We start from the raw sequence: 25761 nt of genomic DNA, 5'->3' as shown, positions 1-25761 counted from the left end.
CCTTGACGGATTCCGTCGCCACCGGGGAGACCGAGGACCATCGTTCCCTCGGTTCACAACCCGAATGAGCCGACGGGGGCCGGGGGTCTCGCGGTGTGGGGGGACACCCGTTCCGTCCACGACGAAAGTGCCCGACATGAGCATCGCGGTCCGCCCCGCCGTCCCTTCCGCCTCCCTTCCCGTCCTCGCGCGCCGGCTGGCCCGCCGCTTCGACGACATCCCCACCATGCACCTCGCCGGGCTCGTGCTCGTCGTGCTCGTGGGCGGCATCCTCGCGTCGATCCTCACCACCAGCGACCCGCTCTGGTGGCAGCTGCACTTCAGCCAGCTCGGCACGTTCCACGACCTGTCGGCCGCATTCTTCAACAACACGCTCAAGATCGGCGGGTCGCTGGTCGTCGTCTACGCGGTCCGTGTGCGGCGGGATCTCCGTCGCCTCGGTCGTCGCGCCGGACGCCGCGGCGCGCCCACCTCGGCGGCGTTCTTCCTGACCGTGATCGGTGTGAACCTCGCCCTCGTCGGATGCGTTCCGCTCAACACCAACAAAGACCTGCACGACAAGGTAGCCGGAATGATGGTCCTCGGGTTCGCGGCACTCCTGCTCACGTCGCCCTTCCTGCTGCACCGCCTGCCGAAGCGCCTGGTCATCTCCACGTCGGTCGTGTTCGTGTTCCTCTTCGCCGGCGCCTGGATGTTCGTGACGGCGACGATCAACCTCGCCCTGTTCGAGGTCATCGCGTTCAGCGCCATGTTCGCCTGGTCGGGCGTGTTCACCCACTGCCTGACGGGCGTCGGGACCCGTTCCGCGGTGGAGCCCGTCCACGCACCCGCGACCGTCGTCGCGCCCCGCATCCTGCCCCGGGGAACCGACGTCGCCGTGGCGGCGCTCTCGTCGCGCCCGACGCGGCGCATGCGCGGCGCGCTCGTCGGCACCGGCCGAGTCCGTTCGAGCCTGGCCCGGCGCCGCCCGGTGATCGTCAGTGGCCCTCGCGCAGCTGTCGCCGGCTCACCGGGTGCTCGCCCGTCGTCGGCTCCGCCGCGCCTGCGTCCGGCGTCGATGTCGCCGCGCGGCGGGCGGTCCTCCGCTCCCGCGCTCCCTCGACGAGGTTGTACAGCGTCGGCAGCACGAGCAGCGTCAGGAACGTCGACGACACGAGTCCGCCGATCACCACGACGGCCAGCGGCTGCGAGATGAAGCCCCCGTGCCCCGTGATCCCCAGCGCCATGGGCACGAGCGCGAAGATCGCCGCGAGGGCGGTCATGAGGATCGGACGCAGTCGGCGTGAGCCGCCGACGACGGTGGCGTCGAAGACGCTGAGTCCGCGCGCGCGATACTGATTCACCAGGTCGATCAGGACGATGGCGTTCGTGACGACGATGCCCACGAGCATCAATGCGCCGATCATGCCGGCCACACCGAGCGGGACGCCCGTGATCGCCAGCATGAGGATGGCACCGGTCGCGGCGAACGGCACCGAGACGAGCAGCTCGAGCGGCTGCCGCAGCGACTTGAACGTCGCGACCATCACGACGTAGACGATGAGGATCGCCGCGAGCAGCGCGAGGCCGAGCTGCCCGAAGGCGTCCTGCTGGTTCGTCACGACGCCGCCGAGCTTCGCCGTGGCCCCGTCCGGCAGCGCCACGTCCGCGAGCGCGTCGCGGACGCTCGCCGAAGAACTGCTGAGGTCGTCGGTCGTCGGGGTGACGGTCACGGCCGCGGTGCGAAGGCCCCGCGACGTGGTGATGCTCGGCGGCGTCTGACTCGTCTCCACCGTGGCGATCTCGTCGAGCCGCACCACACCGCCGGCCGTCGGGATCTCGAGCGCCTTGAGCGTGTCGATCGTGGTGGGCGGGTCGTCCGACGCGATGTAGACGCTCACGCCGCGCCCGTCGATCTCGACGGTGCCGGCCTGGCGCGGCTGCATCGCCCCCGACACGAGCGCTCCCACGGTCCGCTCCGAGAGTCCGCGCTCGGCGGCGGCATCCCGGTCCACCCGCACCGAGACGAAGGGCAACGAGGCCGACAGGCTGCTGGAGACCTGTCCGATGCCGTCGCGGCCCTCGAGCCCCCCGACCACCGCGTCGGTGGCCTGCTGAAGGCCGTCGGCGTCGGCGGCGGTCACGTCGATGGTGATGTCGGTCGAGCCGAATCCACTGCCCTGCGCACTGACCTCGATGTCGCCGGCGTCGGCGATGTCGGACACGGCGGTGCGGACGCGCTCACGCAGGTCGACCTGGTCGACCCCGGCCTCCGACGTGATCGAGTAGGTGATCCCCGAGCCCCCACCGGAGAAGGCATCGCGGAGGGCGGAGCCGCTGGACCCGATCGAGGTCTGCACGGTCTCGACACCGGGGATGTCGCGCAGCACCGCCTCGACCTTCTGAGCGGCGGCATCCTCGGCGGTGAGGCTGGGCGCCGAACCGATCTTCTGCGTCACGGTGAACGTGTTCTGACCCGAGTCGCCCAGGAAGTCGGTCTTGAGGAGGGGGACGGATGCCACGGTCCCGGCGAGCACGAGGAGAGCGAGGCCGAGGGTCACCCAGGAATGCCGGAGGGTCCAGCTGAGAATGGGGACGTAGGCCTTCTGCAGGCGCGAGGGCGGCGCGGTCGGCGATTCGGGATCGACCGGGTTGCCCTCGGCATCCCGGACCACCTTCCCGGGCTTGAGGAACCACGAGGCCAGGACGGGCACGATCGTCAGCGACACGAGCAGTGACGCCGCCATGGCGATGGTGACCGTGAGCGCGAACGGCCGGAACAGCTCGCCGGTGACGTCGCCGACGAAGGCGATGGGGAGGAACACCGCGACCGAAGTGATCGTGGATGCCGTGATGGCGGCGGCCACCTCCCGCACGGCGCGGATGATCGTGGGGATCTTGTCGGCGTCGCCGACGTAGTGGCGCTTGATGTTCTCGATGACGACGATGGAGTCGTCGACCACGCGCCCGATGGCGATCGTGAGGGCGCCGAGGGTCAGGACGTTGAGCGAGTAGCCGAATGCCTGCAACCCGACGAAGGTCACGAGGACGCTCGTGGGGATCGAGATCGCCGTCACGAGCGTCGAGCGCACGGACATCAAGAAGATCAGGATGACGACGACGGCGAACGCGAGTCCGAGGAGTCCTTCCTGCGCGAGCGCCTCGATCGACTGCTCCACGAACGGCGCCTGATCGAACACGACCGTGAACGTCGCGCCGTTGAGCGAGGACTCGAGGTCGGGGATCGCCGCCAGCACGGCGCGCGAGACGTCGACGGTGTTGGCCGCGGGGAGCTTCGTGACCGCGATCGTGAGCGCGGGCTCGCCGTTGACCCGCGACAGGGTCGTGACCGGGTCGGACTGCTGCGCCACGGTCGCGACGTCGCCGATCGTCGTGGGCCCGGCGGATGCCTGCGCGGCGTCGGTGGGGACGAGCGGGAGCGCCGTGATCTCGTCGACGCTGGTGAGCTTGGCACCCGTCTGGACCGTCAGCGTCTGGTCGCCCTCGGTGATCGATCCGCCGGGGAAGAGCACGCCGTTGGCCTCGAGGGCGTCGGAGATGGCCTGCTGACCGAACCCGCGTTCACCCAGGCGCGTCGGGTCCGGCGTGATCGTGACGCGCTGGCCGGTGCCGCCGACCACCTGGGCGGCATTGACCCCCGTGACGTCCTCGAGCGCCGGGACGACCACCGACTCCAGCGTGGACTGGATGGTCTGGGCGTCGGAATAGCCGGTGACGGCGAGCTGGATGACGGGGAAGTCGTCGATGCTCGCGGAAGCCACGGTCGTGTCGGCGGATTCGGGGAGCTGGTCCTTGATGCGGGCGATCGCCGCGAGGATCTTCTGCTGCGCGGCGGCCAGGTCGGTGCCGTAGGTGAAGGAGGCCGAGACGATCGAGGAGTTCGTCGTGCTCGTGGCCGTCGTGGATTCCAGTCCCTCGACGCCGCGGATCGCGCCCTCGATGGGCGTCGACACGTCGGCTTCGACCACCTCGGGCGAAGCCCCCGGGTAGGTCGTGACGACCGCGAGCTGCGGGAACTCGATCGACGGGATCAGCTCCTGCTTCAAGTTCGTCAGCGCGAGTCCGCCGAAGACGGCGGCGACGATCGTGACGAGCGCGATGAGCGCCCTGTTGCGGAGGCTCAGGACGGCCAGATACGACACGCGGGGCCCTTCGGGTCGACCGACTCGATACAGGACTGTATCGAGGCCAGTATCCCACGGCCGCGGTGGTGGGAGCGCGCTCAGAGGGCGCGGCCGAGGGCGAGACCCGCCGCCGCCGCGAGGACGGATCCCACGAACGAGGCGACCGCGTACGTCGTGGCCGCGCGGGCACGCCCCTCTTCGGCGAGCAGGGCGGTGGTCACCGCGACCGCGCTGAAGGTCGTGTACCCCCCGAGCAACCCGGTCCCGACGATCCAGCGCCACGCCTCGTCGACGACGAGCGGGGTGACGAGGCCGAGCACGAAGGCTCCGGTCAGGTTCACCACGAGGATCCCCCAGGGGAACCGGTCGCCGGTGCGCGCGCGCACGGCGGTGTCCAGCGTGAAGCGGAGCGCCGCGCCGACTCCACCGGCCACGAGCACCGCGAGGAAGACCAGGGGCGTCACGCGACGCGCCCCCCGCGCCCGATCAGAACGCCGAGCCACGCGGCGAACGTCCCGACCACGACGGTCACAGCCCCCCACCACAGCAGCGACAGGTCGGCGGACTCGACCGCCAGCGCGCTGTACGTCGTGAATCCGCCGAGGACGCCGGTGCCGAAGAACAGCTGCGCCCGCTGAGCGCGGGTGGACATCGGCATCCGGGCCCGGATCCCGAACAGGATGCCGATGGCGAACGCGCCGACGACGTTGATGAGCGGAACGAGCGCGGGGCCGAGATCGCCGGCGAGGACGAGGGTCAGGCCGGCGCGCGCCGCGGTTCCGAGCGCACCGCCGACGAAGACCGAGACGAGATCGCGCCAGGACACCACGCGATCACCTTATGCGCCCCGGGTCTCGGCCGTCCGTTTTGCATACCCCCGGGGGTATTGATACGCTGAGCCCACGACCGAGAAGGAGACAGATATGTGTCGAGCCGTCACCTGCCGCACCTGCGGGAAGACCACGTGGGCCGGTTGCGGTCAGCACGTGGACATGGTCATGGCCGGGGTCCCCCGGGCCGACCGCTGCCCCGGGCACGAGCGCTCGGAGTCCGGCGGACTCTGGTCGCGGCTGTTCGGACGATGACGGCAGCCCGCACGATCATCGTCGGCGGCGTGGCCGGGGGCATGTCCGCCGCCACCCGCCTGCGTCGACTCGACGACGCCCGCGAGATCATCGTCATCGAGCGGGGACCGCACGTGAGCTTCGCGAACTGCGGACTGCCGTACTACGTCGGCGGCGAGATCGAGGATCGATCCGCCCTCCTCCTGCAGACCCCGCAGACCCTCGGTGCCCGCTTCGGCCTCGACGTCCGCGTCCGCACCGAGGTGGTCGCCATCGATCGGGTCGCCCGGGCGGTGCGGGTTCACGACCTCGCCACGGGCACGGATCAGACGATGACGTACGACCAACTGATCCTGTCGCCCGGGTCCGTGCCGGTCCCCCCTCCGCCGGCCGACGAGGACTCCGTTCCGATCCTGACGCTGCGCACCATCGACGACGTCGACGACATCGTCGCCCGACTCGACGCCGGCGCCCGACGCGCGGTGGTCGCCGGCGGCGGCTTCATCGGGCTCGAGGCCGTGGAGAACCTCGCGCGGCGCGGCATCCGCGTCTCGCTCGTGCACCGCGGTTCGCACCCCTTCCGCCCTCTGGATGCCGAGATGGCGGGGCCCGTGATCGACGAGCTCCGGCGGCACGACATCGACCTTCACCTCGCGGACGAGATCACCCACGTCTCGGCGACCGCGGTGACGCTGGCCTCCGGCGCCCAGATCGAGACGGACCTCGTGATCGACGCGCGGGGGACTCGTCCCGACACCGCCCTCGCCGCGGCGGCGGGCCTCGCGCTCGGAACGAGCGGCGGCATCGCGGTCGACCCGTGGCAGCGCACCTCCGATCACCGGATCTTCGCCGTGGGCGACGCGGTCGAGAAGGTCGACGTCGTCTCGGGGGCACCGGCGCTGGTCACCATGGCGGGGCTGGCCAATCGGCACGGGCGCACCGTCGCCGACGTCATCGCGCTCGGGACGGATGCCGTCGACGCCGCCGACGACGCGACCGGCCTGGCCATCCTGCGGGTGTTCGACCTCGTCATCGCCACCGTCGGGGCCGGAGAAGCACGCCTGCGCGCCGAGGGGCGACCGCACCGGGTGCTGCACACGCACCCCACCGACCACGCCGGCTACTTCCCCGGGGCCGAGCGCATGTCGATGAAGCTGCTCGTGGACCCGGGCGATGACCGCATCCTGGGCGCGCAGATCGTCGGCGGGCGTGGCGTCGACCGACGCATCGACGTGCTGTCCCTGGCGATGCAGACCGGCGTCAGCGCTTCGCGTCTGTCCCGCCTCGAACTCGCCTACGCACCGCCGTTCGGGTCGGCCAAAGACCCGGTCAACCAGCTCGGGTACGTCGCCGACAACCTCCGCACCGGCCTGACGCGCGCCGTGCAGTGGCACGAACTCGCCGGCGTCCTGGCCGAGGGAGCGACCCTCATCGACGTGCGCTCCCCCGCCGAGGTCGCGGCCGGGGCGATCCCCGGCAGCACGAACATCCCGCTGGACGACCTCCGCGCGGGCACGACCCCGCTCCCGGACGGCCCCCTCGTCGTACACTGCCAGGTCGGACAGCGCGGACACACGGCCGCCCGGCTCCTGGCCGGGGCGGGGCGCGACGTCCGCAATCTCGACGGCGGTTACCTCACCTGGCTCGCCGGCCGCACCGTTACCGAAGGGACCCGCTCGTGACCGAGACGGACGCCGAGACCATCCGCAAGACCGCGAACCGCCTCAAGCGCGCCCGCGGCCAGCTCACCGCCGTCATCGAGGCGATCGAGGCCGGCGGCGACTGCCGCGCGGTCGTGACGCAGCTCGCGGCGGTCAGCAAGGCGATCGACCGGGCGGGATTCGCGGTGGTGAGCACCGCGATGCGCACGTGTCTCACCGACGACGAAGCCGCGGACCGAGAGGACGACCGGCTCTCGCTCGAGGACCTCGAGAAGCTGTTCCTGACCCTGGCCTGAGCTACTCGCCCAGGATGAGGCGGCGGATCGCGGCATCCTTCGATCCGCCCAGCTCCATCGTGCGGCCGCGACGGTAGAGCGAGAACACCCGCGGGTCGATGTAGCTCGAGCGGGCCACCGCGGGCGTGTTGCCGAGGGCGGCGGCCGCCGCGCGCACGGCGGCGAGCTCGACCTTCTTGCGCTCGTTCTTCGTCGTGGCGACGCCCGCCTCCGCGAGCGCCTCGGCGGCGAGGATCGTGCCGCGCAGGGTTCGGAAGTCCTTCGCGCTGAACGGCCCGCCGGTGAGCGACCGCACGTACGCGTTCACGTCGCCCGGCGTGAGCGGGACGCGACGGCGTCCCCGGCGGTAGCTGAGGAGGGCCGCGCGGGAGCGACCGGTCGCGAGCTCCGTCATGAGCGCCGCGACCTCGGCGTCCTTCAACGAGAGCTCGGCACGCTTGCCGCTCTTCGCGGGGAAGGACAAGCGGATGAGATCGCCCTCGACCGCGGCATCCCGGCGCTGGAGGGTCGTGAGTCCGCGGCTGCCGTTGCTGACGAAGTAGCGGGCGTTGCCCACGCGCGGGGCGACCTGGTCGAGCAGGCGGAACGAGACCGCGAGCACCCGCTCACGGTCGACGTCCGAGCGGCGCAGCGACTGGGTGACGCGCGCGCGAGCCCGTGGCAGCGCCTCGGCCAGTTGCAGGGCACGAGCGTACTTGCCCTTGTCCTGACGCTTGGACCAGTCCGCGTGGTACGTGTACTGGCGTCGCCCGGCCTCGTCGGTGCCCACCGCCTGGATGTGGGCGTTCGGCTCGCGGGCGATCCATACCTCGCGCCAGGCGGGCGGGATGACGAGCCCCCGGGCGCGATCCGCCTCCCGCTCGGGGACGGCCGCCCCGGTGTGGTCGACGAAACGGAACCCCGACCCGGAGCGGACACGACGGAAGCCGGGGTCCTCGTAGGGACGCACCCGGACGAGGCGCGCCACCGTCAGTGGGTGCGGAGCATCTCGATCAGCTCCGCCTTCTTCTTGCCGGAGTACCCGGTGATGCCCAGTTCCTTCGCCCGCTTCTTCAGCTCGTCCACGGTGCGGTCCTCGTAGTCCTCCGCACGGCCCCCGCGGGCGCCGACCTTCCCGCGCCCCTGGGCGGCGGCGGCGTTCGAGATGCGCGCGGCCTTCTCCTTCGAGTCGCCCTGCTTCCGCAGCTCCTCGTAGAGATCCGGGTCCTTCAGGCTGTTCGATCCTCGCCCCTGGGGCATGGCCGCCTCCTTCCGTGGAATGCCATGACGGTACGACTCGACGCCGACCGGCATCGGCGGGGTTGACAGCCACGCCCGGACGCCCCCACTCAAAGCCCGCGCGGGCTATCAGCCGATTTCCAGGAACGTCAACCCCCTGCCGGGATCCGCGCGCAATGAGAACGTGGAGGTCAACCACTCGCCGGTTGCCGCGCCCAGCGGAGACAGCAAGGAGCCCCCCATGAACATCTTCCTGATCATCATCATCGTCGCCGCGATCGTCATCGCGATCTTCAGCGGACTGGGTCAGGCCGCGAGCTTCCTGCTCTGGGTCGCCATCATCGTCGGCCTCATCGCCCTGATCGTGTTGCTGTTCCGCCTGATCAGCGGCCGCAAGCCGGTTTAACCCCCGAGAGGAGCGCTCGCGTTTCGGGTGCACGAGCCTCCTCATCCCCGCGGGTCCGCCCGCCCCGGATGCCACGTCCTCCCCCAGGACGTGGCATCCGTCGTTTCTGCGGGTCCCTGCGGAGCCACTTCACGTGATCTGGTTCCTGCGGAGCCACGCGCCCGGGTCCCTGCGGCGCCGCATCACGCGCCCGGGTTCCTGCGGAGCCCCATCACGCGCCCGGGTTCCTGCGGAGCCAGTTCACGTGATCTGGTCGAATGCACACGCCGCGACCGTGCACCGCGTGTGCGCTCGGCCAGTTCACGTGAAATGGATGGATGCCGGGACGCTGAACGCACAGCGAGACGCGGGGGCTTGACCCGGGGGCCCGGCGCACGACCCCGGCACGAACCCCAGCGCAGGCCTTGACGCGGACGCGATATATCGCGATACTCGAATCAACGCGATATATCGTGAGTAAGGAGATCGCCATGGAGAAATGGATCGTCCACCCCGGCGAGACGCGCGTCATCGACGTCGACGGACTGCGAGAACTGAAGATCGGCCTCGTCGGGGGCCAGGTCGACGTGATCGCACACGACGACCCGGGCGCACGCATCGAGGTGCACGGCGTCACCGTCAAGGACCTGCGCATCGAGATGATCGACGGCCGCCTCGAGATCGACCACCCGCAGCTGCGGTGGGACAACTTCCTCGAGGTGTTCCGCAACTTCGGCGCCGGCGGCCCCAAGGCCGAGGTAAGCGTCGCCGTCCCCCGCACCGTCGCCCTCACCCTCGGCGTCGTCAGCGCGAGCGCGCTCGTCTCCGGCCTCCGGACGGATGCCAAGCTCAACACCGTCTCGGGCGACATCATGGTCGACGGACTCGTCGGCGACGTGAGCCTCAACGCCGTCTCGGGCGACGTGCAGGTGCGCGAACTCGAGGGCGCCCTCACCGCCAACAGCGTCTCGGGCGACATCGCCGTGACCGGCGCCGTCACGAAGGCCTCCGTCGACACCGTCGCGGGCGCTCTGCTCGTGGACTCGACCGGCACCGTGCAATCCATCACCCTGAACTCCGTCAGCGGCTCGGCCACGATCCGTCTCGACCGCGGCCTCCCCGCCAACTACGTCGCGCGGTCGGTGAGCGGACGCGTGCAGATCGACGGAAGCGTGCGCTCGGGCTCGGGCCCCACCAACTACACCGGTTCGACCGGCGCCCTCGCGGGGTCGTTCGTCGACGTGCGGGCGAACACCGTCTCGGGCGAGATCACGGTCCTCCGCCGCGGCGTCTCGGGTCTGCGCCCCGACGAACTCGCCGGAGAGGAGGAGTGGTGATGAGCCCCGTCTTCTCCCACGGTGATCTGCGCCTCTACATCCTGAGCCTGCTCGCCGAGGCCCCCCGCCACGGCTACGACCTCATGCAGGCGCTCACCGAGCGCACGGGCGGGACCTACTCGCCCTCGGCCGGCACGATCTACCCGCGCCTCGCGAAGCTCGAGGAGGAGGGTCTCGTCACCAAGACCGTCGACGGCCGCAAGACCGTCTACGAGATCACGGATGCCGGTCGCGCCGAGGTCGCCTCCCGCGAGGGAGACCTCGAAGGCATCCAGGCGGGCCTCGCCGACAGCGTCCGCCTCATCGCCGACGAAGTCCGTGGGAGCGTCCGGGATGCCATGCGCAGCCTCCGCGCCGACCTCGCCGCCGCCTCGCGCGACGAACGCGAGCAGGCCGACAGGGCGCCCGCGCACGACCCGCGCGCACTCAGCCGCGAACAGCTCCATCGCGCGGATGCCGCGATCACCGAGTTCCGCGGACGCGTCCGCTCCGAACTGCGCTCGCACGTGGCTCGCGGCGGCGAGCTCACGGCATCCGGTGTGGATGCCATCGAGTCCGCGCTGCAGCAGGCGTCGGAGGCCGTCGCCCGCGCGGTGCGCGGCTGAGGGTCACTCCCAGACGAGTTCCTCGTCGGGTGCGAGCGGCTCACCCAGCGGGACGACCAGCACCGGTCGACGCTGCCGGTGGGTGAGTCGCGCGGCGACGGACCCGGTGAGGAACTCGCGCAGCGACTCCCCCAGCCCGCGTTTGCGGGTGCCGACGACGAGGAGCGACGCGTCCAGCTCGTCCGCGAGGTGGATCAGCGCGAGCGCGGGGTCGCCGATCGCCTGCCGCACCGACCACGTCACCTGCGCGTCGGCCAGCGCGGCGTCCGCCGCGGCCTGCACCTCGGAGAGGGCCGCCTTGGCCGCCGCTCCCGCGACGTCGACCGTCGAGGGGCTCACGTAACCGTCAGGGTCCTCGAAGGCGACGAAACGGGTCGTGTCGACGTGCGCCACGATCAGGTCCGTTCCCGCGAGCGCGGCCTGCCGCGCGGCGGCCCTCAGGACCCGCGGCGACTGGCCGGGAACGACGCCCGCGATCACGACACCGGGGCGCTTCGGGGCGGGGTTGTCGTCTGCCATGGTGACTCCTCTGAACGTGCGGCACCGCTCCCGTCGGCCCACAGCAGGCGGGGGCGGAAAGCACCGTGATATCCTGGCTGTTACTCTTACCGGCTCGGTCCGGAACCGCAATACGCAGGGCCCACAGCATGGCCCTCGACGTCGATCGTGAGGGGGTCTCGCATGGGGCGTGGCCGTCAGAAGGCGAAGAACACCAAGATCGCCCGTGAGCTGAAGTACGACACCTACTCGGTGAACTACTCCGCTCTCGAGCGCGAACTGGGTGCACCCGAACCGGGTGAGGACGCGTACGTCGACAAGTGGGCCGACCAGTACGCGGACGAGTACGAAGACGAGAAGGCCTAGCCCTCGTCCCACGCTCGACCGTGGCGGCGTTCCCACGCCTCCTCGATCGATTCCGAGCGCGCCACGACAACGGCCGCGGGGACGACGAGCACGATGACACCGCCCACGACGAGCAGTCCGGCGGTCCATCCGCCGGTCAGTTCGTGGGTGACTCCGATCGCGAGCGGAACGAGCGCGGCCAGGGCGTAGCCCAGGCTCTGCACGAACCCGCTCAGCGCGACCGCCGTCTCGTGCGACCGCGTGCGCAACCCGAACAGCACCAGCACCATCGGGAACATCAGCGGGGGGAGTCCGATGAGGACGACCCACAGCACGGTGGCGGCGCCCGGCGCGAAGAGCAGCCCGGCGACCCCGGCGAGGCCGCTGGCGACCGCGAAGACGTAGAACGGTGTGGTCCGCCGCAGGCGTGCCACGAGAAGCGGCACCACCAGCGACACCGGCAGCCCCATGAACGAGAACAGCGCGAGCAGACTCCCCGCGGTGGCGGCGTCGACACCGGCGGTGTCGATGAGGATCGTCGGCAGCCACGCGAACATGCCGTACGCGACCGACGAGTTGACGGCGAAGGTGATCACGAGCGCCCACGCCTGCGGCACGCGCACCACGCGGGAGAGCACTGACGCGCGCGGTTCCTCCACGGCATCCCCGCGTCCGGCCCGGGCCCGGAAGCTCGTCACCACCCAGGGCACGACCGCGACGACCGCGACGAAGGCCCACACCGCGAACGATCCGCGCCACCCGATCGCTCCGGCGAGCGGCACCGCGACCAGCGGCGGGGTGAAGGTCGCGACCGCCATCGTCGTCGTGTAGACCGTGGTCATCAGCCCGACGCGCTCGGGGAAGTACTTCTTCACCACCGCCGGGATCAGCACGTTGGCGACGCCGACCGCCGCGAACACCCCCGCCGTCGCGGCGAGGAGGGTCCAGGCATCCACCGCCACTGCCCGGAGGCCCAGCGCCGCAGCCGCAGCCACCGCGGCGATGAGGACGAGGCACTCCAGCCCGACCCGACGCTCGATGACAGGTGTCACGACCGCCGAGAGCGCGAAGGCCACGGGCGGCGCCATGCCGATGAGCCCCACGACCGCCGCCGGCAGAGGGAAGTCACGCGAGATGACGGTCAGCAGCGGCGACAGGGACGCCACGGCGATGCGCAACGTCAACGCGAGCAGCACGATGGCCGCAGCCGCCCACACGACCGTCCCCGCGCGGCGGGGCGTCAAGACTCCTGGCTGCCCTCGACCCAGGCGAGGTACTCCTCCGACACGGTTCCGGTGACGTACCGACCGTCGAAGCAGCTCATGTCGAGGTCGACGAGGTCGGTGCCCTCCATGATCGCGGCCTTGAGATCCTCGACCTCCTGGTACACGAGGTAGTCGCAGCCGAGCTCCTCGGCGATCTGCGGGATCGTGCGGCCGTGGGCGACGAGCTCCTGGCGGGACGGCATGTTGATGCCGTACACGTGCGGGTAGCGCACCGGCGGGGCCGCCGACGCGAACGTCACGCTCTTGGCACCGGCATCCCGAGCCATCTGGATAATCTCGCGGCTGGTCGTCCCCCGCACGATCGAGTCGTCGATGAGCAGGACGTTCTTGCCCTGGAACTCCGTCGACATCGCGTTGAGCTTCTGACGCACGCTCTTCTTGCGGATCGCCTGCCCGGGCATGATGAACGTCCGGCCGACGTAGCGGTTCTTGTAGAAGCCCTCGCGGTACTCGATGCCGAGCTTGCGCGCCACCTGCATCGCGGCGGGGCGCGAGGAGTCGGGGATCGGCATGACGACGTCGATCGACCCGTGCGGGGTGTACTTCGCGATCGTGTCGGCGAGGCGCTCGCCCATGCGCAGGCGCGCCTCGTACACCGAGATGCCGTTCATCACGGAGTCGGGACGGGCGAGGTACACGTACTCGAACGAGCACGGCGCCAGCGTCGGGTTCTGGGCGCACTGCTGCGCGTGGAGCGTGCCGTCGAGGGTGATGAACACGGCCTCGCCGGGCTCGACATCGCGGACGACCTCGAAACCGGCGTTCTCGAGCACGAGCGACTCGGAGGCGACGACCCATTCCTCACGGCCGTCGCGCCCGTTCGCCGGGCGCTTGCCGAGGATGAGGGGACGGATGCCGAAGGGGTCGCGGAACGCGAGGAGACCGTAGCCGGCGATCAGCGCGATCGTCGCATAGGAGCCCTCGACGCGCTCGTGCACCCGTGCGACCGCGCGGAACACCTGCGCCGGATCGAGGTCGGGGCCGGAGATCTCGGACTGCAGCTCGGAGCCGAGGATGTTCACCAGCAGCTCGGTGTCGCTGCTGGTGTTGAGGTGCCGGCGGTCCTTGCTGAACAGCTCGCGCGTGAGCTCGCGCGTGTTGGTCAGGTTGCCGTTGTGCACCAGCACGATGCCGTACGGGGCGTTGACGTAGAAGGGCTGCGCCTCTTCTTCGTTGGAGGCCGTGCCCTTCGTGGCGTACCGGACGTGGCCGAGACCGATGTCGCCCAGCAGCGCACGCATGTCGCGCGTGCGGAACGCCTCGCGCACCTGCCCGCGGGCCTTGTGGATGTGGAACACGCCGCTGGACTCGGCGGTGGCCATGCCCGTGGAGTCCTGCCCGCGGTGCTGGAGGAGAAGGAGCGCGTCGTAGATCTCCTGGTTGACCGGGCCCTGCCCGGCCATGCCGACGATGCCGCACATGGGGGGTTACTTCGCTCCGTTCGCCGGGAACCCGGCATCCGCGTACGAGCCGACCAGGCGCACCGCGCCTCCGTCGACGCCCTTCGCGCCCTGTTCGAACTCTCCGTCGGGGCGCGCGTCGTCGCGCACCACACCGACCTGCCAGGTGTCGATGCCGTCGGCCCGGAGCGCCGCGGTCGCGGCATCCGCGACCTCGGGCGCGACGACGGCCAGGAAGCCGATCCCGAGGTTCCACGTCCCCTCGGTCGCGGTCAGGTCGAGGCCGCCCATGTCGGCCAGGACGCGGAACACCGGCGAGGGGCTCCACGTCGAGCGGTCGACGTCGACCCACGTGTTCTGCGGCAGCACCCGGGCGAGGTTCGCGGCGATGCCGCCGCCGGTCACGTGGCTGAGCGAATGGATGCCGGCCCCCACGGCCGCATCGTCGATCAGGCGCAGCAGCGGCGAGGTGTACAGGCGCGTGGGCTCGAGCAGCGCTTCTCCCCAGGTGCCGCCGAGCTCGGCGGAGGCCGCGCCGTACGCGATGCCGCGGCCGGCGACGATGTGCCGCACGAGGGAGTAACCGTTGGAGTGCAGACCGCTGGAGGCCAGCGCCAGCACGATGTCGCCGCCGCGGACGCGGTCGGCCCCGAGCACGCGGTCGGCTTCGACTGCACCGGTCGCGGCGCCCGCGACGTCGTAGTCGTCGATGCCGAGCAGGCCGGGGTGCTCAGCCGTCTCGCCGCCGACGAGCGCCGTGCCGGTCAGCGCGCAGCCGCGCGCGATCCCGGCGACGATGTCGGCGATGCGCGTGGGGACGACCTTGCCGCACGCGATGTAGTCGGTCATGAAGAGCGGCCGCGCACCGACCACGACGATGTCGTCGACGACCATGCCGACGAGGTCTTCGCCGATCGTGTCGTGCTTGTCGATCGCCTGGGCGATCGCGACCTTCGTGCCGACGCCGTCGGTGCTGGTCGCGAGGAGCGGACGCGCGTAGTCGCGCAGGGCGGAGGCGTCGAAGAGGCCCGCGAAGCCGCCCACTCCCCCGAGGACCTCGGGGCCGTGGGTGCGTTTGACGGCCGACTTCATCAGTTCGACGGCGAGGTCACCCGCGGCGGTGTCGACGCCGGCAGCGGAATAGGGGTTTTCGTGGGGAGCAGAGGCCACCGCACCAGACTACCCGCAGGATCCGACACGCTCCCCGCGCCCGTCTGCGCCGGCGCCAGGGGCCCCCGCGCTCGACGTGGATGCAAGGCCCGCCCCCGGCGACCGCCTCGATCCCTACAATGGCGCCATGACGGGCGGCCAGCCGGAGTGGGTGATCCGCGAGGACGCGGCAATTCCCGTGCTCATCGCGCTCTACCTCCGGCAGGCCTGCGGCATCCGCTCCCCCGAGGAGCTCCCGGCGCTGCGGAGGGTCCCGGGGTACGACGGCGTCGCCCGCCCCGACGACGATCAGGCGCTCCTCGAACGGGAATGGCGGGAGTTCTGGGCGATGAGCGTCGAGCCGCTGGCGCACCCCTCGCCCGTCCCGCTCGAACTGGTCGAGGGCTTCGACGACCTGTTGGCGCTGCCGGTCGGTCGAGCCGAGGCGTTGCGTGAGGCGATCGCACCGCACGCGGCCGGCGCTCTGGAGTTCGCCCGATCCGCCCACGCCCGGTACGGAGCCGAGGGCGCCGCGCGCCCGGGCGTCTCGTATCGCGCCTACGCCAGCGCGATCGCGGTGCACGAGCGCCGGGTGGGTCGCCGCGCGCATTCTTTCGAATTGAACGTCCAGGTGCTTCCGCTGGCCCAGCGGGGGGTGTGGTGGATCGGCTCGCTCACCGTCGCGGTGACCGACGGACTGCGCAGCGACGTCGTCGCCTTCGACGCCGCGATCCACCCGATCATCGCCGAGCTGGCGTGATCTCCGCGATCAGTAGCGGTAGCGCTCGTGGTCGACGGCGACGTCGCGGACCCTCCGGCCCACGACGCGCTCGAAGATGAGCGCCGCGATCGCCCCGAGCGTCGCGCCGATGACGACGCAGATGAGGGCGGTGAACCCGAAGACCTGCAGCTGCGAATAGACGACGTTCGTGTACGGGCTCAGGTCGGTGCCGTCGATCGCGAAGGTGAGGATGAGGGCGGCCAGGATGCCGAGCACCGCACCGGCGGCCAAGAACACGCCGTACTTCGGGGCGCGCCGCACGCGCAGCGTGACGATCTCCTCGTGCACGAGGGGCTTACGTTCGGGGGCGGGCTGCTCAGCCATGCTCACATTGTCCCACCGCGGCAGCATCGGCGGGTCGCCGATTCCGCGACGTCGAGATCATGGCGCAGCGTCCGCGACGGTCACGGCCGCAGCGGCAGCAGCGCGCTGAGGTCGGCGCGGACGCCGGAGGCGACGATCCGCCCCGAGGCCGCGGCATCCGCCCAGTCCTCCGCGCCCGTGGCGACGGCGATCCAGGTGGCGGCGTCGGTCTCGACGACGTTGGGCGGGGTGCCGCGCGTGTGCCGGGGTCCTTCGACCACCTGGACGGCGCCGAACGGCGGGACGCGCATCTCGACCGAGTTGCCCGGCGCCTTCTCCACCAGCAGTTGCAGCAGGTATCGGACGGCGGTGGCGGTCGCCGTCCGGGGCGCGTCGCCCGCGGCCACTGCGGCGAGCGCCGCGCGGCCGTCTCCGGTCTCGATGCGGCGGGGAGGCATGGCATCCACGGTACTCGTGGGCGTTGCGACGGGGCACGAAGGTCGAGTGTCCAAGAAACGCCGTGTGGAGCGCCCGCCGTACGGCGTGTCTTGGACACTGAGCGGACGGTCCGAGCCGCGGCGGGCGGTGTCCGGGGCGCTCGGTAGGCTGACGGCGTGAGAATCCTGGTCCTCGGTTCGGGCGCGCGCGAGCACGCCATCATCCTCGCCCTGCGCTCCGAAGAGGTCTCGCACGCGATCTACGCCGCCCCCGGCAACGCCGGCATCGCCCGCGACGCCCACGTCGTCGAGCTCGACGCGAACGACCCGGCCGCCGTGACCGGGTTCGCGAACGCCGAGGCGATCGACCTCGTCGTGATCGGCCCCGAGGCGCCTCTCGTGGCCGGTGTCGCCGATGCGCTCCGTGAGCGCGGCATCCCGGTGTTCGGTCCGGGCAAGGCCTCGGCTCAGCTCGAGGGGTCGAAGACGTACGCGAAGCGGATCATGGATGCCGCCGGCGTGCCGACCGGTCGAGCCGTGCGCGCGCACGACCTCGCCGGCGTCGAGGCGGCGCTCGACGAGCTCGGCGCCCCGCACGTGGTGAAGGCCGACGGTCTGGCCGCGGGCAAGGGCGTCATCGTGACGTCCGATCGCGCCGCCGCCCTGGCCCACGCCGAGGCGTATCTGCCGACCGGCCCGGTGCTCATCGAGGAGTTCCTCGCCGGCCCCGAGGTGTCGCTCTTCTTCCTCAGCGACGGCGACCGCGTACTGCCGCTCAGCCCCGCGCAGGACTTCAAGCGCCTCCGCGACGGCGATGAGGGCCCGAACACCGGCGGCATGGGCGCGTACTCGCCGCTGCCGTGGCTGCTCGAGCGCTTCGGAGGCGAGGAGCAGTTCGTCGATCAGATCACGCGCGAGGTGGCCGAGCCGGTGATCCGGCAGATGGATGCCGAGGGCACCCCGTTCATCGGACTGCTGTACGCCGGGCTGATCCTCACGGAGTCGGGCGTGAAGGTCATCGAGTTCAACGCGCGCTTCGGCGACCCCGAGACGCAGGTCGTGCTGCCGCGCCTCGTCGACCCGCTGTCGACCCTGCTCATGGCCGCGGCCTCGGGCACCCTCGAGGATCAGCCTCGCCCGGCGTTCGCGGACGCGACCGCGGTGACGGTCGTGCTGGCGAGCGAGGGCTATCCCGAGGCCCCGATCACGGGTCGCCTGCTCACCGGGCTCGACGAGGCAGACGAGGTCGACGGGGTGCACGTCGCCCACGCCGCGACCGCGCTGCGCGACGGCCGTCTGCACGCCACCGGGGGTCGCGTGCTCAACGTCGTGGCGCTCGGCACGACGTTCCGCGAGGCCCGCTCCGCCGCCTACGAGGCGCTGGGCCTGATCGGACTCGAGGGCGGCCAGTACCGCACCGACATCGCCGCCCGCGTCGTCGAGGACTGACCCGGGCGGACCGGCGTCGTCCTGAGGCTGCGAGCCCTCGCCCTGGCATCCGGTTCGGGCTACCGTGTGCGCATGGTGGACCGGGATGCCATGGCACGCGGGCGCGCGATCTTCGACCCCGTCGTGCAGGATCTGTGCACGCTGCCCGACGTCGACAGGGGACGGATGTTCGGCACGGAGGGCGTTCGCGTGCGCGGCAAGGTGTTCGCCTTCGTCGCGCATGAGGGGTCTCTCGTCGTGAAGCTGCCGGAGCAGCGCATCGGCGAGCTCACCGCCGACGGCGTCGCCGCCCCGATGATCATGCGGGGGCGCCCGCTCCGGGAATGGGCCGAGGTCTCACCCGACGCCGGCGAGACCTGGGCCGCCCTGATCGACGAGGCGCACCGTTTCGTCGACGAGATCACGCCCTGAGTCCGTCGCCTCCGCTGCCGCCGCGGCGGCCGGCCCGGCGCGCGGGGGCCGCCACCTCCTCGCGCGACATCGCCGAGACTGCAGCTGCCTGACATCTCCACTGCGATCTGCAAGGGAGATGTCAGGCGCGTGCAGTCTCGGCGATCCGGGGCTCCCGGACGAACGACGCGGCTACTCGCCGGCGGTGGCCGGCGCTGCCTGGGCGGCGGGGGCAGCGTCGCGCGGGGCGCCGTGCGGACGGATCACCGACGGACGCTGCATGAACAGCACGGCGACCAGGCCCACCGCGATGACGATGATCGGCAGCAGAAGCGACTGGCCCATCGCCTGCGAGAAGCCGTCGACGACCTGCGGCGGCAGCGTCCCGGAACCGAAGCTCGCACCGGCATCCGCTGCCCCGGGCAGGTTCGCTTCGAGGCGGGCCTGCATGAAGGCCGCGATGGATGCCGATCCGATCACCGACCCGACGGTGCGGGTGGTGTTGTAGATGCCCGCGCCGGCACCCGCCTGCCGAGGGGGGAGGTTCCGCGTCGCGGTCGTGGCGAGCGGACCCCACATGCCGGCGTTGCCGACGCCCATGAGGGCGGAGGGGATGAGGAACGCCCAGATCGGGGCGTTGTTCAGGATGAGCGCGGTGTACAGGCCCAGGGATCCGCCGACCAGGAGGAGGCCCGGCACGAGGAGGAAGCGCGGGTCGGTGCGGTCGAGCAGCTTGCCGGCGAAGGGAGCGAGCACGCCCGACAGGATCGCGAGCGGGATGAGCAGCAGCGCCGACTCCGTGGGCGTGAGACCGCGGGCGAGCTGCAGATAGAACATCTGAGGCAGCGCCATGCTCGTGACGGTGAAGCCGACGGCCGCGATCGCGATGTTCGCGATCGAGAAGTTGCGATCGCGGAACAGGTCGAGCGGCACGAGCGGCTCGGTCGTGCTCCGGGCCTGCGTCCACACGAACAGGGCCATGACGACGACACCGCCGGCGACCATGGCCCAGATCCAGGGCGCCCAGCTGAAGTGCTCCCCCTCCTGCAGGCCGAACACGATGAGGAACAGACCGATGGCGCTGAGGACGACACCGAGGATGTCGAACTTGTGGGCGGTGCGCGGGAGCTGAGGAACGAGGATCAGCGCGGCGATGAAGCCGATCACGCCGACGGGGATGTTGATGAAGAAGATCCATTCCCACCCGAGTCCGTCGACGAGCAGTCCGCCGGCGAGCGGGCCGACGAGGGTGGCGACGCCGGCCGTGGCGCCCCACAGGCCCATCGCCGCACCGCGGTTCTGCGGCGGGAAGGTGCGCGTGATGACGGCCATCGTCTGCGGGGTCATGAGCGCGGCGCCCAGACCCTGCACCGCGCGGGCGATGATGAGCACCTCGAGCGTCGGGGCCAGACCGCACGCGAGCGAGGCGAGGGTGAAGATCGCGAGGCCCGTGAGGTAGACGTTCTTCGGTCCGAAGCGGTCGCCGAGACGACCGGTGATCAGCAGGGGCACCGCGTAGGTGAGCAGGTAGGCGCTCGTGACCCACACGACGTTGTCGAGGTTGTTGGTGTTCGGGTCGAGGGCCGCCTTGATCGCGGGATTCGCGACCGAGACGATCGTGGTGTCGACCAGGATCATGAAGAACCCGATGACCAGCGCCCAGAGGGCCGGCCACGGGCTGCGCGCGGGTGTGCCGTGCGTCCCGGTTCGAGGGGATGCCGCGGAGGCGGCGCGGGAGTCGGTCATGCGAGGGTCTCCTTCGAGACGTGGAGTCGTTGGTGGTGAGAGGGAAGGCCGTCGGCACCCCAGGGCAGGGTGCCGGTGACCAGGCCGTGGCGCAGGGAGTCCTGCCAGGCGAGTTCGGCGTCGAGGAGGACGGACTGCCGTTCGACCTCGACCATGAATTGATGCGGCACCGCGCGCTCGCGCGCACGGGAGAGCCCGTCGCGGTGCACTTCGCGCGAGGCGACGAGGAGCTCCCGCCGCCGGTCGAGGAGCGCGACGACGTCGTCGCGGTCGAGGTTGTGGGCCTCGGCGAGCGCGACGCGGAAATCGCCGGGCCGATCGATCTGCGGGAGTTCCGCGCGCACCCACGAGTCGACGGCGTCGCGTCCGGCGTCGAGCAGCCGATAGGTGGTGCGCTCGGGGCGGTTGCCGTCGCGGTCGACGCCCACCTCGGCGATCAGCCCCTCCCGTTCGAGGCGGGCGATCGTGTGGTAGATCGTGCCCTTCTGGAGGGGGACGAGCCGGTCGTCGCGGCGGTCGCGCAGGAGGCGCAGCAACTCGTACGGGTGCATGTCGCCCTCGCGCAGCGTCGCGAGCAACATCACCGCGAGCGGTGTGAGGCGCGTGGTCTCTGGCATCCACTCTCCATGGTCCGTGTCGACTAGTCCACGTGGACTATACCGCACGGATGGCCGGCGGGGGCGCGCGCGACGGATGAACGTTCGGTGTCCAGGACACACGGATGCGCTCGCGGGTCGTCCGCGTGTCTTGGACACTCAACGGGGAGCGGGGGCGGGGGCGGGATCAGAGGCGGGGCACCGGATGCCGGAACCCGGGCGTCACCCGAGACCGGCGTCAGCGCACAGGGGCGTCAGCCGACGGGGGTGTCGTGCTCCGCGGCGCGGTGACGCCGCCAGCGGGCGGGGAGGCCGAAGATGCCGCGTTGGTTCGCCTCTTCGACCTCGAGGCCGTAGTGCTCGCCGATCTGCTCGCGCAGCCGAGCGCGGTCGGCCTTGTCGTACGCCTTGAGTTCGCGCCGGAAGGCGACCACGGTGGCCCAGCAGATCGCCAGGAGGACGACGCTGAAGGGCAGGGCGATGCTGATGGCCGCCGCTTGCAGGGCCGTGAGCCCGCCCGCGAGGAGCAGGGCGAAGGCGATCACGGAGGTCGCGAGCGCGAAGAACACGCGCGTCCAGCGCGGGGGCTCCTCCTCGCCGCCCGTGGCGATCATGCTCATCACGAGGGCGCCGGAGTCGGCGGAGGTGATGAAGAAGATCCCGATGAGGAGCAGGAACCCGACGACGAGGAACACCGACCCGGGGACCGTCTCGAGCAACTGGAACAGCGCGGTGGACACGTCGACCGTGCCGTCCGGCCCGACGAACGACGCCGAATCGGTGAGTTGCGCGTAGATCGCCGAGCCACCGAGGACGGTGAACCACAGGATGCCGACGAGCGTGGGCACGAGGATCACCCCGGTGACGAACTCGCGCACCGTCCGGCCGCGCGAGATACGCGCGATGAAGATGCCGACGAAGGGCGCCCACGAGATCCACCAGCCCCAGTAGAAGGCCGTCCACGCGCCCTGCCACGCCACGCCCGCGTCGCCGGAATAGGCGCTCACCGTGAACGACAGTCCGATGAAGTTCTGGATGTAGTTGCCCAGCGACTGCACGACATCGCGCAGGAGGAATTCGGTGGGCCCGACGAAGAGCAGGAACAGCATCAGCACCCCGGCCAGCACGAGGTTGATGTTCGACAGCCACTTCATGCCGCGGCCCACGCCCGACAGCACCGAGAACAGGACGAATCCGGTGATGATGCCGATGAGGATCGCCTGGCTGACGATCGACGTCGGCACGACGTTCAAGAACTCGAGGCCGGCGCTGATCTGGATGACCCCGAGGCCGAGCGACGTCGCGACACCGAACAGCGTCCCCACGAGGGCGGCGACGTCGATGGCGTTGCCCCACCCGCCCTGCACGAGCCGGGCGCCGAGGATCGGCTCGAGCGCCCACCGGATCGTGCGAGGGCGCTGGCGACGGTGGAAGGCGTAGGCCAGCGCGAGACCGAGCACGACATAGATCGACCATGCGTGCACCCCCCAGTGGAGGAACGTCTGCGACATCGCCTGTTGCGCGAGCTGCGTGGGCGTCCCCTCGACACCGGGGCGGGGCGAGACGAAGTGGCTGAGCGGCTCGCTCACGCCGTAGAACACCAGACCGATGCCCATGCCCGCGGCGAACAGCAACGAGAACCACGACATCGTCGAGAATTCGGGCTCGTCGTCGTCCCGACCGAGCTTGATGCGGCCGAAACGGCTGAAGCCGACGACGAGCGCGAACACGACGAAGAACGCCGCGATGAGCACGTAGTACCAGTTGAACGCCGAGACGATCGCCGTCTGCAGCGCGCTGAAGGCCGCCTCGGCGGAGGCCGGGAAGATCAGCGAGAAAGCGATGAACACCAATGCGATGGCGGCGGCGGGCCAGAACACCCAGCCGCGCAGGGTGTGGCGTTGGGAGCTTCCGTCGGAGGGATCGATGGATGCCGCGGTGTCGGGGGTCGCCTCGGTCATCCTTCAACGGTAGCGAGGTGTCCCCGCGGCGCAGGGGGGCGGGCGCGCGCGGGCGCGATGTGACAAAATCCGCGGCCTCGGGGCCGTCGTCGGTCGAGCCGACCCGCGATAATGAGCGGGTGATCCCCGCTTCCCCCCTCGCCCTCGACGGCTGGCGCCACGTCTACTCGGGCAAGGTCCGCGACCTGTACGTCCCCGCCGACACCGCCGAGGGGGCCTCGCCCGCGCACCTCCTCGTCGTGGCGAGCGACCGGGTGAGCGCCTTCGACCACGTGCTGAGCCCCGGCATCCCCGACAAGGGCGTGCTGCTGACGACGCTGAGCCTGTGGTGGTTCGACCTTCTCGCGGGTTCCGACGGGGGACGTGGCATCCCGAATCATCTCGCCGCCGACCACGCGCTCGAGGGCGATGAGGCCGTCGAGCTGATCCCGGATGCCGTGCGCGGACGCGCCATGCTCGTCCGCTCGCTCGACATGCAGCCGATCGAGTGCGTCGTGCGCGGCTACCTGACCGGGTCGGGGTGGGCCGAGTACCAGGCGTCGCGCACGGTGTGCGGCATCCCGTTGCCCGAGGGGCTCACGGACGGCGACCGTCTCCCCGAACCGCTGTACACGCCCGCGTACAAGGCGCCGATGGGCGAGCACGACGAGAACATCACGTACGAGCGCTCCGTCGAGCTCGTCGGCGACGACACAGCCGCCGCGCTGCGCGACCTGTCGCTCGAGATCTACCGCCGCGCCGCCGCGATCGCCGAGGAACGGGGGCTGATCCTCGCCGACACGAAGTTCGAGTTCGGATACGACGACGCCGGGGTGCTGACGCTCGCCGACGAGGTGCTGACCTCGGACTCGTCCCGGTACTGGGATGCCGAGGCCTGGCGCACCGGCACGACCCCCGCCGAGCGCATGGCGAGCTTCGACAAGCAGATCGTCCGCGACTGGCTCGCCGCGAACTGGGACAAGCAGGGCGAGCCGCCCGCGCTGCCCGACGACATCGTGACGCGCACCCGCGCCCGCTACGCCGAGCTGCTCGAGCGCCTGACGTCCTGAGCCCGGCCGGCGGGCGGCCAGGCGTCGCACGGCACCGCACGGCGTCGAGAACACACGTTCGGGCCCAGCGCGTACGCTGCGGACGCACGGAGCGTGTGCCTTCGGCCGGAACGTGTGCGCTCGGCATCCATCCCCCACCCCCATCGCGAGGAGAACCATGTTCCAGTGGAAGCTGCACGGCAACGGGCGCACCGTCGAGGCCGGAGCGGTCGTCGCACCGGGTGAACGCCTGAACTGGGGCGCCACGGTCGCGATCGGGCTGCAGCACGTGATCGCGATGTTCGGGGCGACCTTCCTCGTCCCCGTGCTCACCGGCTTCCCGGTGTCGACGACGCTGCTGTTCTCGGGTCTCGGGACGCTGCTGTTCCTGCTCGTCACCCGAAACCGGCTCCCCAGCTACCTCGGTTCGTCGTTCGCGTTCATCGCGCCGGTGACCGCCGCCACCGCGATCGGCGGAACGGGGTCGGCTCTCGCGGGCATCGTCGCGGTCGGCATCCTGCTCGCTCTCATCGGGGTCGTCGTGCAGTTCGCCGGCCTCGGGTGGGTCGACAAGGTCATGCCGCCGGTCGTCGCGGGGGCCATCGTCGCCCTCATCGGCTTCAACCTCGCCCCGTCGCGTGGTCGAACTTCCAGCTGCAGCCGCTCCCCGGCACGATCACGCTCGTCGCGGTGATCCTGTTCAGCGTCCTGTTCCGCGGGTTCCTCGGCCGCATCTCGATCTTCCTGGGCGTCATCGTCGGCTATGTCGCGACGGTGCTGATCCAACTCGGGACGGGTGAGACGCTCATCGACTTCGCGCCCGTCGAGGCCGCGCCGTGGTTCGGCCTGCCGGAGTTCCACCTCGCCGATTTCACGACGCCGCAGACGTGGTCGGTCATCGCGATGTTCCTCCCCGTCGTGCTGGTGCTGGTGGCCGAGAACGTCGGTCACGTGCGGGGTGTCGCGGCGATGACGGATGCCACGGCCAACCGCTCCACCGGACGCGCGCTGATCGCCGACGGTGTCGCCACGACGCTGGCCGGAACATTCGGCGGGTCGGGCACCACGACGTACGGCGAGAACATCGGCGTCATGGCCGCCACCCGCGTGTACTCGACGGCGGTGTACTGGGTCGCCGGTCTCACGGCGATCGTGCTCAGCCTGTCACCGAAGGTCGGGGCGGTGTTCAACACCATCCCGCCGGGAGTGCTCGGCGGTGTCACGACCGCGCTGTACGGCCTCATCGGGATCATCGGCATCAAGATCTGGGTCGACAACCGCGTCGACTTCTCGCGCCCCGTGAACCAGTACACCGGCGCCGTCGCGCTGGTGCTCGCGATCGCCGGGTTCACGATGCAGTGGGGCGACTTCCAGCTCGGCGCGATCGTGCTCGGCGCCGTCGCGGCCCTGGTGATCTACCACCTCGGCAACGCGATTGCCCGGGCCCGCAAGACGGGCGCCGACGACGGCGGTCCGATCCCCGCGGTCGGCCCGCTGGGCGGCGACCCGTCCTGACGCGCGGGCGCCCGGCATCCGGCGCGTCCGCGCGGTCGCGCGCTGCCGCGTCCGCGCGTCCGCGCGCTGCCGCCGAAAGCACACGTTCGGGTCGAGCGCACACGCTCTGGACGGCCGGGGCATGTGCGCTCGGCCGGATCGTGTGCGCTCGGCGCAGCCCGGCGCGGCGGCGCGCGGCGCGCGGGCC

The 25761-nt window shown here is 71.0% G+C and carries 24 protein-coding genes and 2 pseudogenes; 12 read left to right on the top strand and 14 right to left on the bottom strand.

Annotated elements, in window-relative coordinates:
* Positions 1-64: 64 nt before the first annotated feature.
* Positions 65-712: pseudogene (locus tag QM517_RS16190) on the top strand (hypothetical protein); the annotation flags it as partial.
* A gap of 265 nt (positions 713-977) precedes the next feature.
* On the opposite strand, the gene QM517_RS16185 reads toward QM517_RS16190, so the two are convergent.
* The 3 genes from QM517_RS16185 to QM517_RS16175 form a co-directional block, all read right to left on the bottom strand.
* Positions 978-4142, bottom strand: coding sequence for an efflux RND transporter permease subunit (locus tag QM517_RS16185; RefSeq protein ID WP_283288919.1), 3165 nt, complete (start codon positions 4140-4142; stop codon positions 978-980).
* A gap of 80 nt (positions 4143-4222) precedes the next feature.
* Positions 4223-4588, bottom strand: coding sequence for a fluoride efflux transporter FluC (locus QM517_RS16180; RefSeq protein ID WP_283288916.1), 366 nt, complete (start codon positions 4586-4588; stop codon positions 4223-4225).
* Complete coding sequence (locus QM517_RS16175; RefSeq protein WP_283288915.1) at positions 4585-4953, bottom strand: fluoride efflux transporter FluC; 369 nt, start codon at positions 4951-4953, stop codon at positions 4585-4587. Before QM517_RS16175 ends, QM517_RS16180 begins: the two co-directional genes overlap by 4 nt.
* A gap of 252 nt (positions 4954-5205) precedes the next feature.
* Between QM517_RS16175 and QM517_RS16170 the strand changes: the two genes are divergently transcribed.
* Both QM517_RS16170 and QM517_RS16165 read left to right on the top strand, forming a co-directional pair.
* Positions 5206-6870, top strand: a complete 1665-nt coding sequence (locus tag QM517_RS16170; RefSeq protein ID WP_283288914.1) for an FAD-dependent oxidoreductase — start codon at positions 5206-5208, stop codon at positions 6868-6870.
* The gene (locus QM517_RS16165; protein WP_077050844.1) at positions 6867-7145 is read left to right on the top strand and encodes a metal-sensitive transcriptional regulator; all 279 of its coding nucleotides are present in this window, start codon (positions 6867-6869) and stop codon (positions 7143-7145) included. Before QM517_RS16170 ends, QM517_RS16165 begins: the two co-directional genes overlap by 4 nt.
* A 1-nt stretch (position 7146) precedes the next feature.
* Here QM517_RS16165 and QM517_RS16160 read toward each other — a convergent pair whose 3' ends face one another.
* Both QM517_RS16160 and QM517_RS16155 read right to left on the bottom strand, forming a co-directional pair.
* The gene (locus tag QM517_RS16160) at positions 7147-8112 is read right to left on the bottom strand and encodes a DNA topoisomerase IB (RefSeq protein ID WP_283288913.1); all 966 of its coding nucleotides are present in this window, start codon (positions 8110-8112) and stop codon (positions 7147-7149) included.
* Between the two features lie 2 nt (positions 8113-8114).
* Complete coding sequence (locus QM517_RS16155; protein ID WP_283288911.1) at positions 8115-8384, bottom strand: DUF7218 family protein; 270 nt, start codon at positions 8382-8384, stop codon at positions 8115-8117.
* Positions 8385-8604: 220 nt separating this feature from the next.
* On the opposite strand from QM517_RS16155, the gene QM517_RS16150 reads away from it, so the two are divergent.
* The 3 genes from QM517_RS16150 (at position 8605) to QM517_RS16140 (ending at position 10690) form a co-directional block, all read left to right on the top strand.
* Positions 8605-8769 carry a hypothetical protein gene (locus QM517_RS16150; protein ID WP_175611068.1) on the top strand — a complete coding sequence of 55 codons (165 nt, stop codon included), beginning with the start codon at positions 8605-8607 and terminating at the stop codon, positions 8767-8769.
* 464 nt (positions 8770-9233) lie between these two features.
* On the top strand, positions 9234-10085 hold the full coding sequence (locus QM517_RS16145; protein WP_077051359.1) for a DUF4097 family beta strand repeat-containing protein: 852 nt from the start codon (positions 9234-9236) through the stop codon (positions 10083-10085).
* On the top strand, positions 10085-10690 hold the full coding sequence (locus tag QM517_RS16140; RefSeq protein WP_077050847.1) for a PadR family transcriptional regulator: 606 nt from the start codon (positions 10085-10087) through the stop codon (positions 10688-10690). Before QM517_RS16145 ends, QM517_RS16140 begins: the two co-directional genes overlap by 1 nt.
* A 3-nt stretch (positions 10691-10693) precedes the next feature.
* Here QM517_RS16140 and QM517_RS16135 read toward each other — a convergent pair whose 3' ends face one another.
* Entirely contained in the window at positions 10694-11209 is a 516-nt protein-coding gene (locus QM517_RS16135) for a universal stress protein (RefSeq protein ID WP_077050848.1), read from the bottom strand.
* Between the two features lie 162 nt (positions 11210-11371).
* On the opposite strand from QM517_RS16135, the gene QM517_RS16130 reads away from it, so the two are divergent.
* The gene (locus QM517_RS16130) at positions 11372-11554 is read left to right on the top strand and encodes a DUF3073 domain-containing protein (protein WP_077050849.1); all 183 of its coding nucleotides are present in this window, start codon (positions 11372-11374) and stop codon (positions 11552-11554) included.
* On the opposite strand, the gene QM517_RS16125 is transcribed toward QM517_RS16130, so the two are convergent.
* The 3 genes from QM517_RS16125 to purM are packed head-to-tail and all read right to left on the bottom strand — an operon-like array spanning position 11551 to position 15389.
* Entirely contained in the window at positions 11551-12777 is a 1227-nt protein-coding gene (locus tag QM517_RS16125; RefSeq protein WP_283288903.1) for an MFS transporter, read from the bottom strand. The two genes, QM517_RS16130 and QM517_RS16125, sit on opposite strands and share 4 nt — an antisense overlap.
* A complete protein-coding gene (purF, locus tag QM517_RS16120) occupies positions 12774-14240 on the bottom strand; it encodes an amidophosphoribosyltransferase (protein ID WP_077050851.1) in 1467 nt (488 codons plus the stop codon). The genes QM517_RS16125 and purF overlap by 4 nt, the downstream gene beginning before the upstream one ends.
* Positions 14241-14246: 6 nt before the next feature.
* Positions 14247-15389 (bottom strand): phosphoribosylformylglycinamidine cyclo-ligase, encoded by a 1143-nt coding sequence (purM, locus tag QM517_RS16115; RefSeq protein WP_283288900.1) that lies wholly within the window; start codon positions 15387-15389, stop codon positions 14247-14249.
* A gap of 127 nt (positions 15390-15516) precedes the next feature.
* Between purM and QM517_RS16110 the strand changes: the two genes are divergently transcribed.
* On the top strand, positions 15517-16128 hold the full coding sequence (locus QM517_RS16110) for a zinc-binding alcohol dehydrogenase (RefSeq protein ID WP_077050853.1): 612 nt from the start codon (positions 15517-15519) through the stop codon (positions 16126-16128).
* A 9-nt stretch (positions 16129-16137) separates the two neighbouring features.
* Here QM517_RS16110 and QM517_RS16105 read toward each other — a convergent pair whose 3' ends face one another.
* The gene (locus tag QM517_RS16105; protein WP_283288897.1) at positions 16138-16473 is read right to left on the bottom strand and encodes a hypothetical protein; all 336 of its coding nucleotides are present in this window, start codon (positions 16471-16473) and stop codon (positions 16138-16140) included.
* An 80-nt stretch (positions 16474-16553) separates the two neighbouring features.
* A complete protein-coding gene (locus tag QM517_RS16100) occupies positions 16554-16910 on the bottom strand; it encodes a sterol carrier family protein (protein WP_283288895.1) in 357 nt (118 codons plus the stop codon).
* A gap of 156 nt (positions 16911-17066) precedes the next feature.
* On the opposite strand from QM517_RS16100, the gene purD reads away from it, so the two are divergent.
* The gene (purD, locus tag QM517_RS16095) at positions 17067-18338 is read left to right on the top strand and encodes a phosphoribosylamine--glycine ligase (RefSeq protein ID WP_283288893.1); all 1272 of its coding nucleotides are present in this window, start codon (positions 17067-17069) and stop codon (positions 18336-18338) included.
* A gap of 72 nt (positions 18339-18410) precedes the next feature.
* On the top strand, positions 18411-18749 hold the full coding sequence (locus QM517_RS16090; protein WP_283288890.1) for a TfoX/Sxy family protein: 339 nt from the start codon (positions 18411-18413) through the stop codon (positions 18747-18749).
* Between the two features lie 171 nt (positions 18750-18920).
* On the opposite strand, the gene QM517_RS16085 is transcribed toward QM517_RS16090, so the two are convergent.
* The 3 genes from QM517_RS16085 to QM517_RS16075 form a co-directional block, all read right to left on the bottom strand.
* Entirely contained in the window at positions 18921-20474 is a 1554-nt protein-coding gene (locus QM517_RS16085) for a DHA2 family efflux MFS transporter permease subunit (RefSeq protein WP_077050857.1), read from the bottom strand.
* On the bottom strand, positions 20471-21091 hold the full coding sequence (locus QM517_RS16080) for a PadR family transcriptional regulator (RefSeq protein ID WP_283288887.1): 621 nt from the start codon (positions 21089-21091) through the stop codon (positions 20471-20473). Before QM517_RS16080 ends, QM517_RS16085 begins: the two co-directional genes overlap by 4 nt.
* A gap of 233 nt (positions 21092-21324) precedes the next feature.
* Positions 21325-23031, bottom strand: a complete 1707-nt coding sequence (locus QM517_RS16075) for a BCCT family transporter (RefSeq protein ID WP_283288885.1) — start codon at positions 23029-23031, stop codon at positions 21325-21327.
* Between the two features lie 119 nt (positions 23032-23150).
* Here QM517_RS16075 and QM517_RS16070 point away from each other — a divergent pair, with 119 nt between their 5' ends.
* Together QM517_RS16070 and QM517_RS16065 are read left to right on the top strand one after the other, a co-directional pair.
* Positions 23151-24080 (top strand): phosphoribosylaminoimidazolesuccinocarboxamide synthase, encoded by a 930-nt coding sequence (locus tag QM517_RS16070; protein ID WP_283288883.1) that lies wholly within the window; start codon positions 23151-23153, stop codon positions 24078-24080.
* A gap of 157 nt (positions 24081-24237) precedes the next feature.
* Positions 24238-25574 (top strand): annotated as a pseudogene (locus QM517_RS16065) (uracil-xanthine permease family protein).
* Positions 25575-25761: the final 187 nt, after the last annotated feature.

The sequence above is a fragment of the Microbacterium sp. IEGM 1404 genome, assembly GCF_030056775.1.
GTDB lineage: Bacteria > Actinomycetota > Actinomycetes > Actinomycetales > Microbacteriaceae > Microbacterium.
The sequence above is the reverse complement of the archived record's forward strand: the minus strand, read 5'-3'. Positions and strand labels throughout refer to the sequence as shown.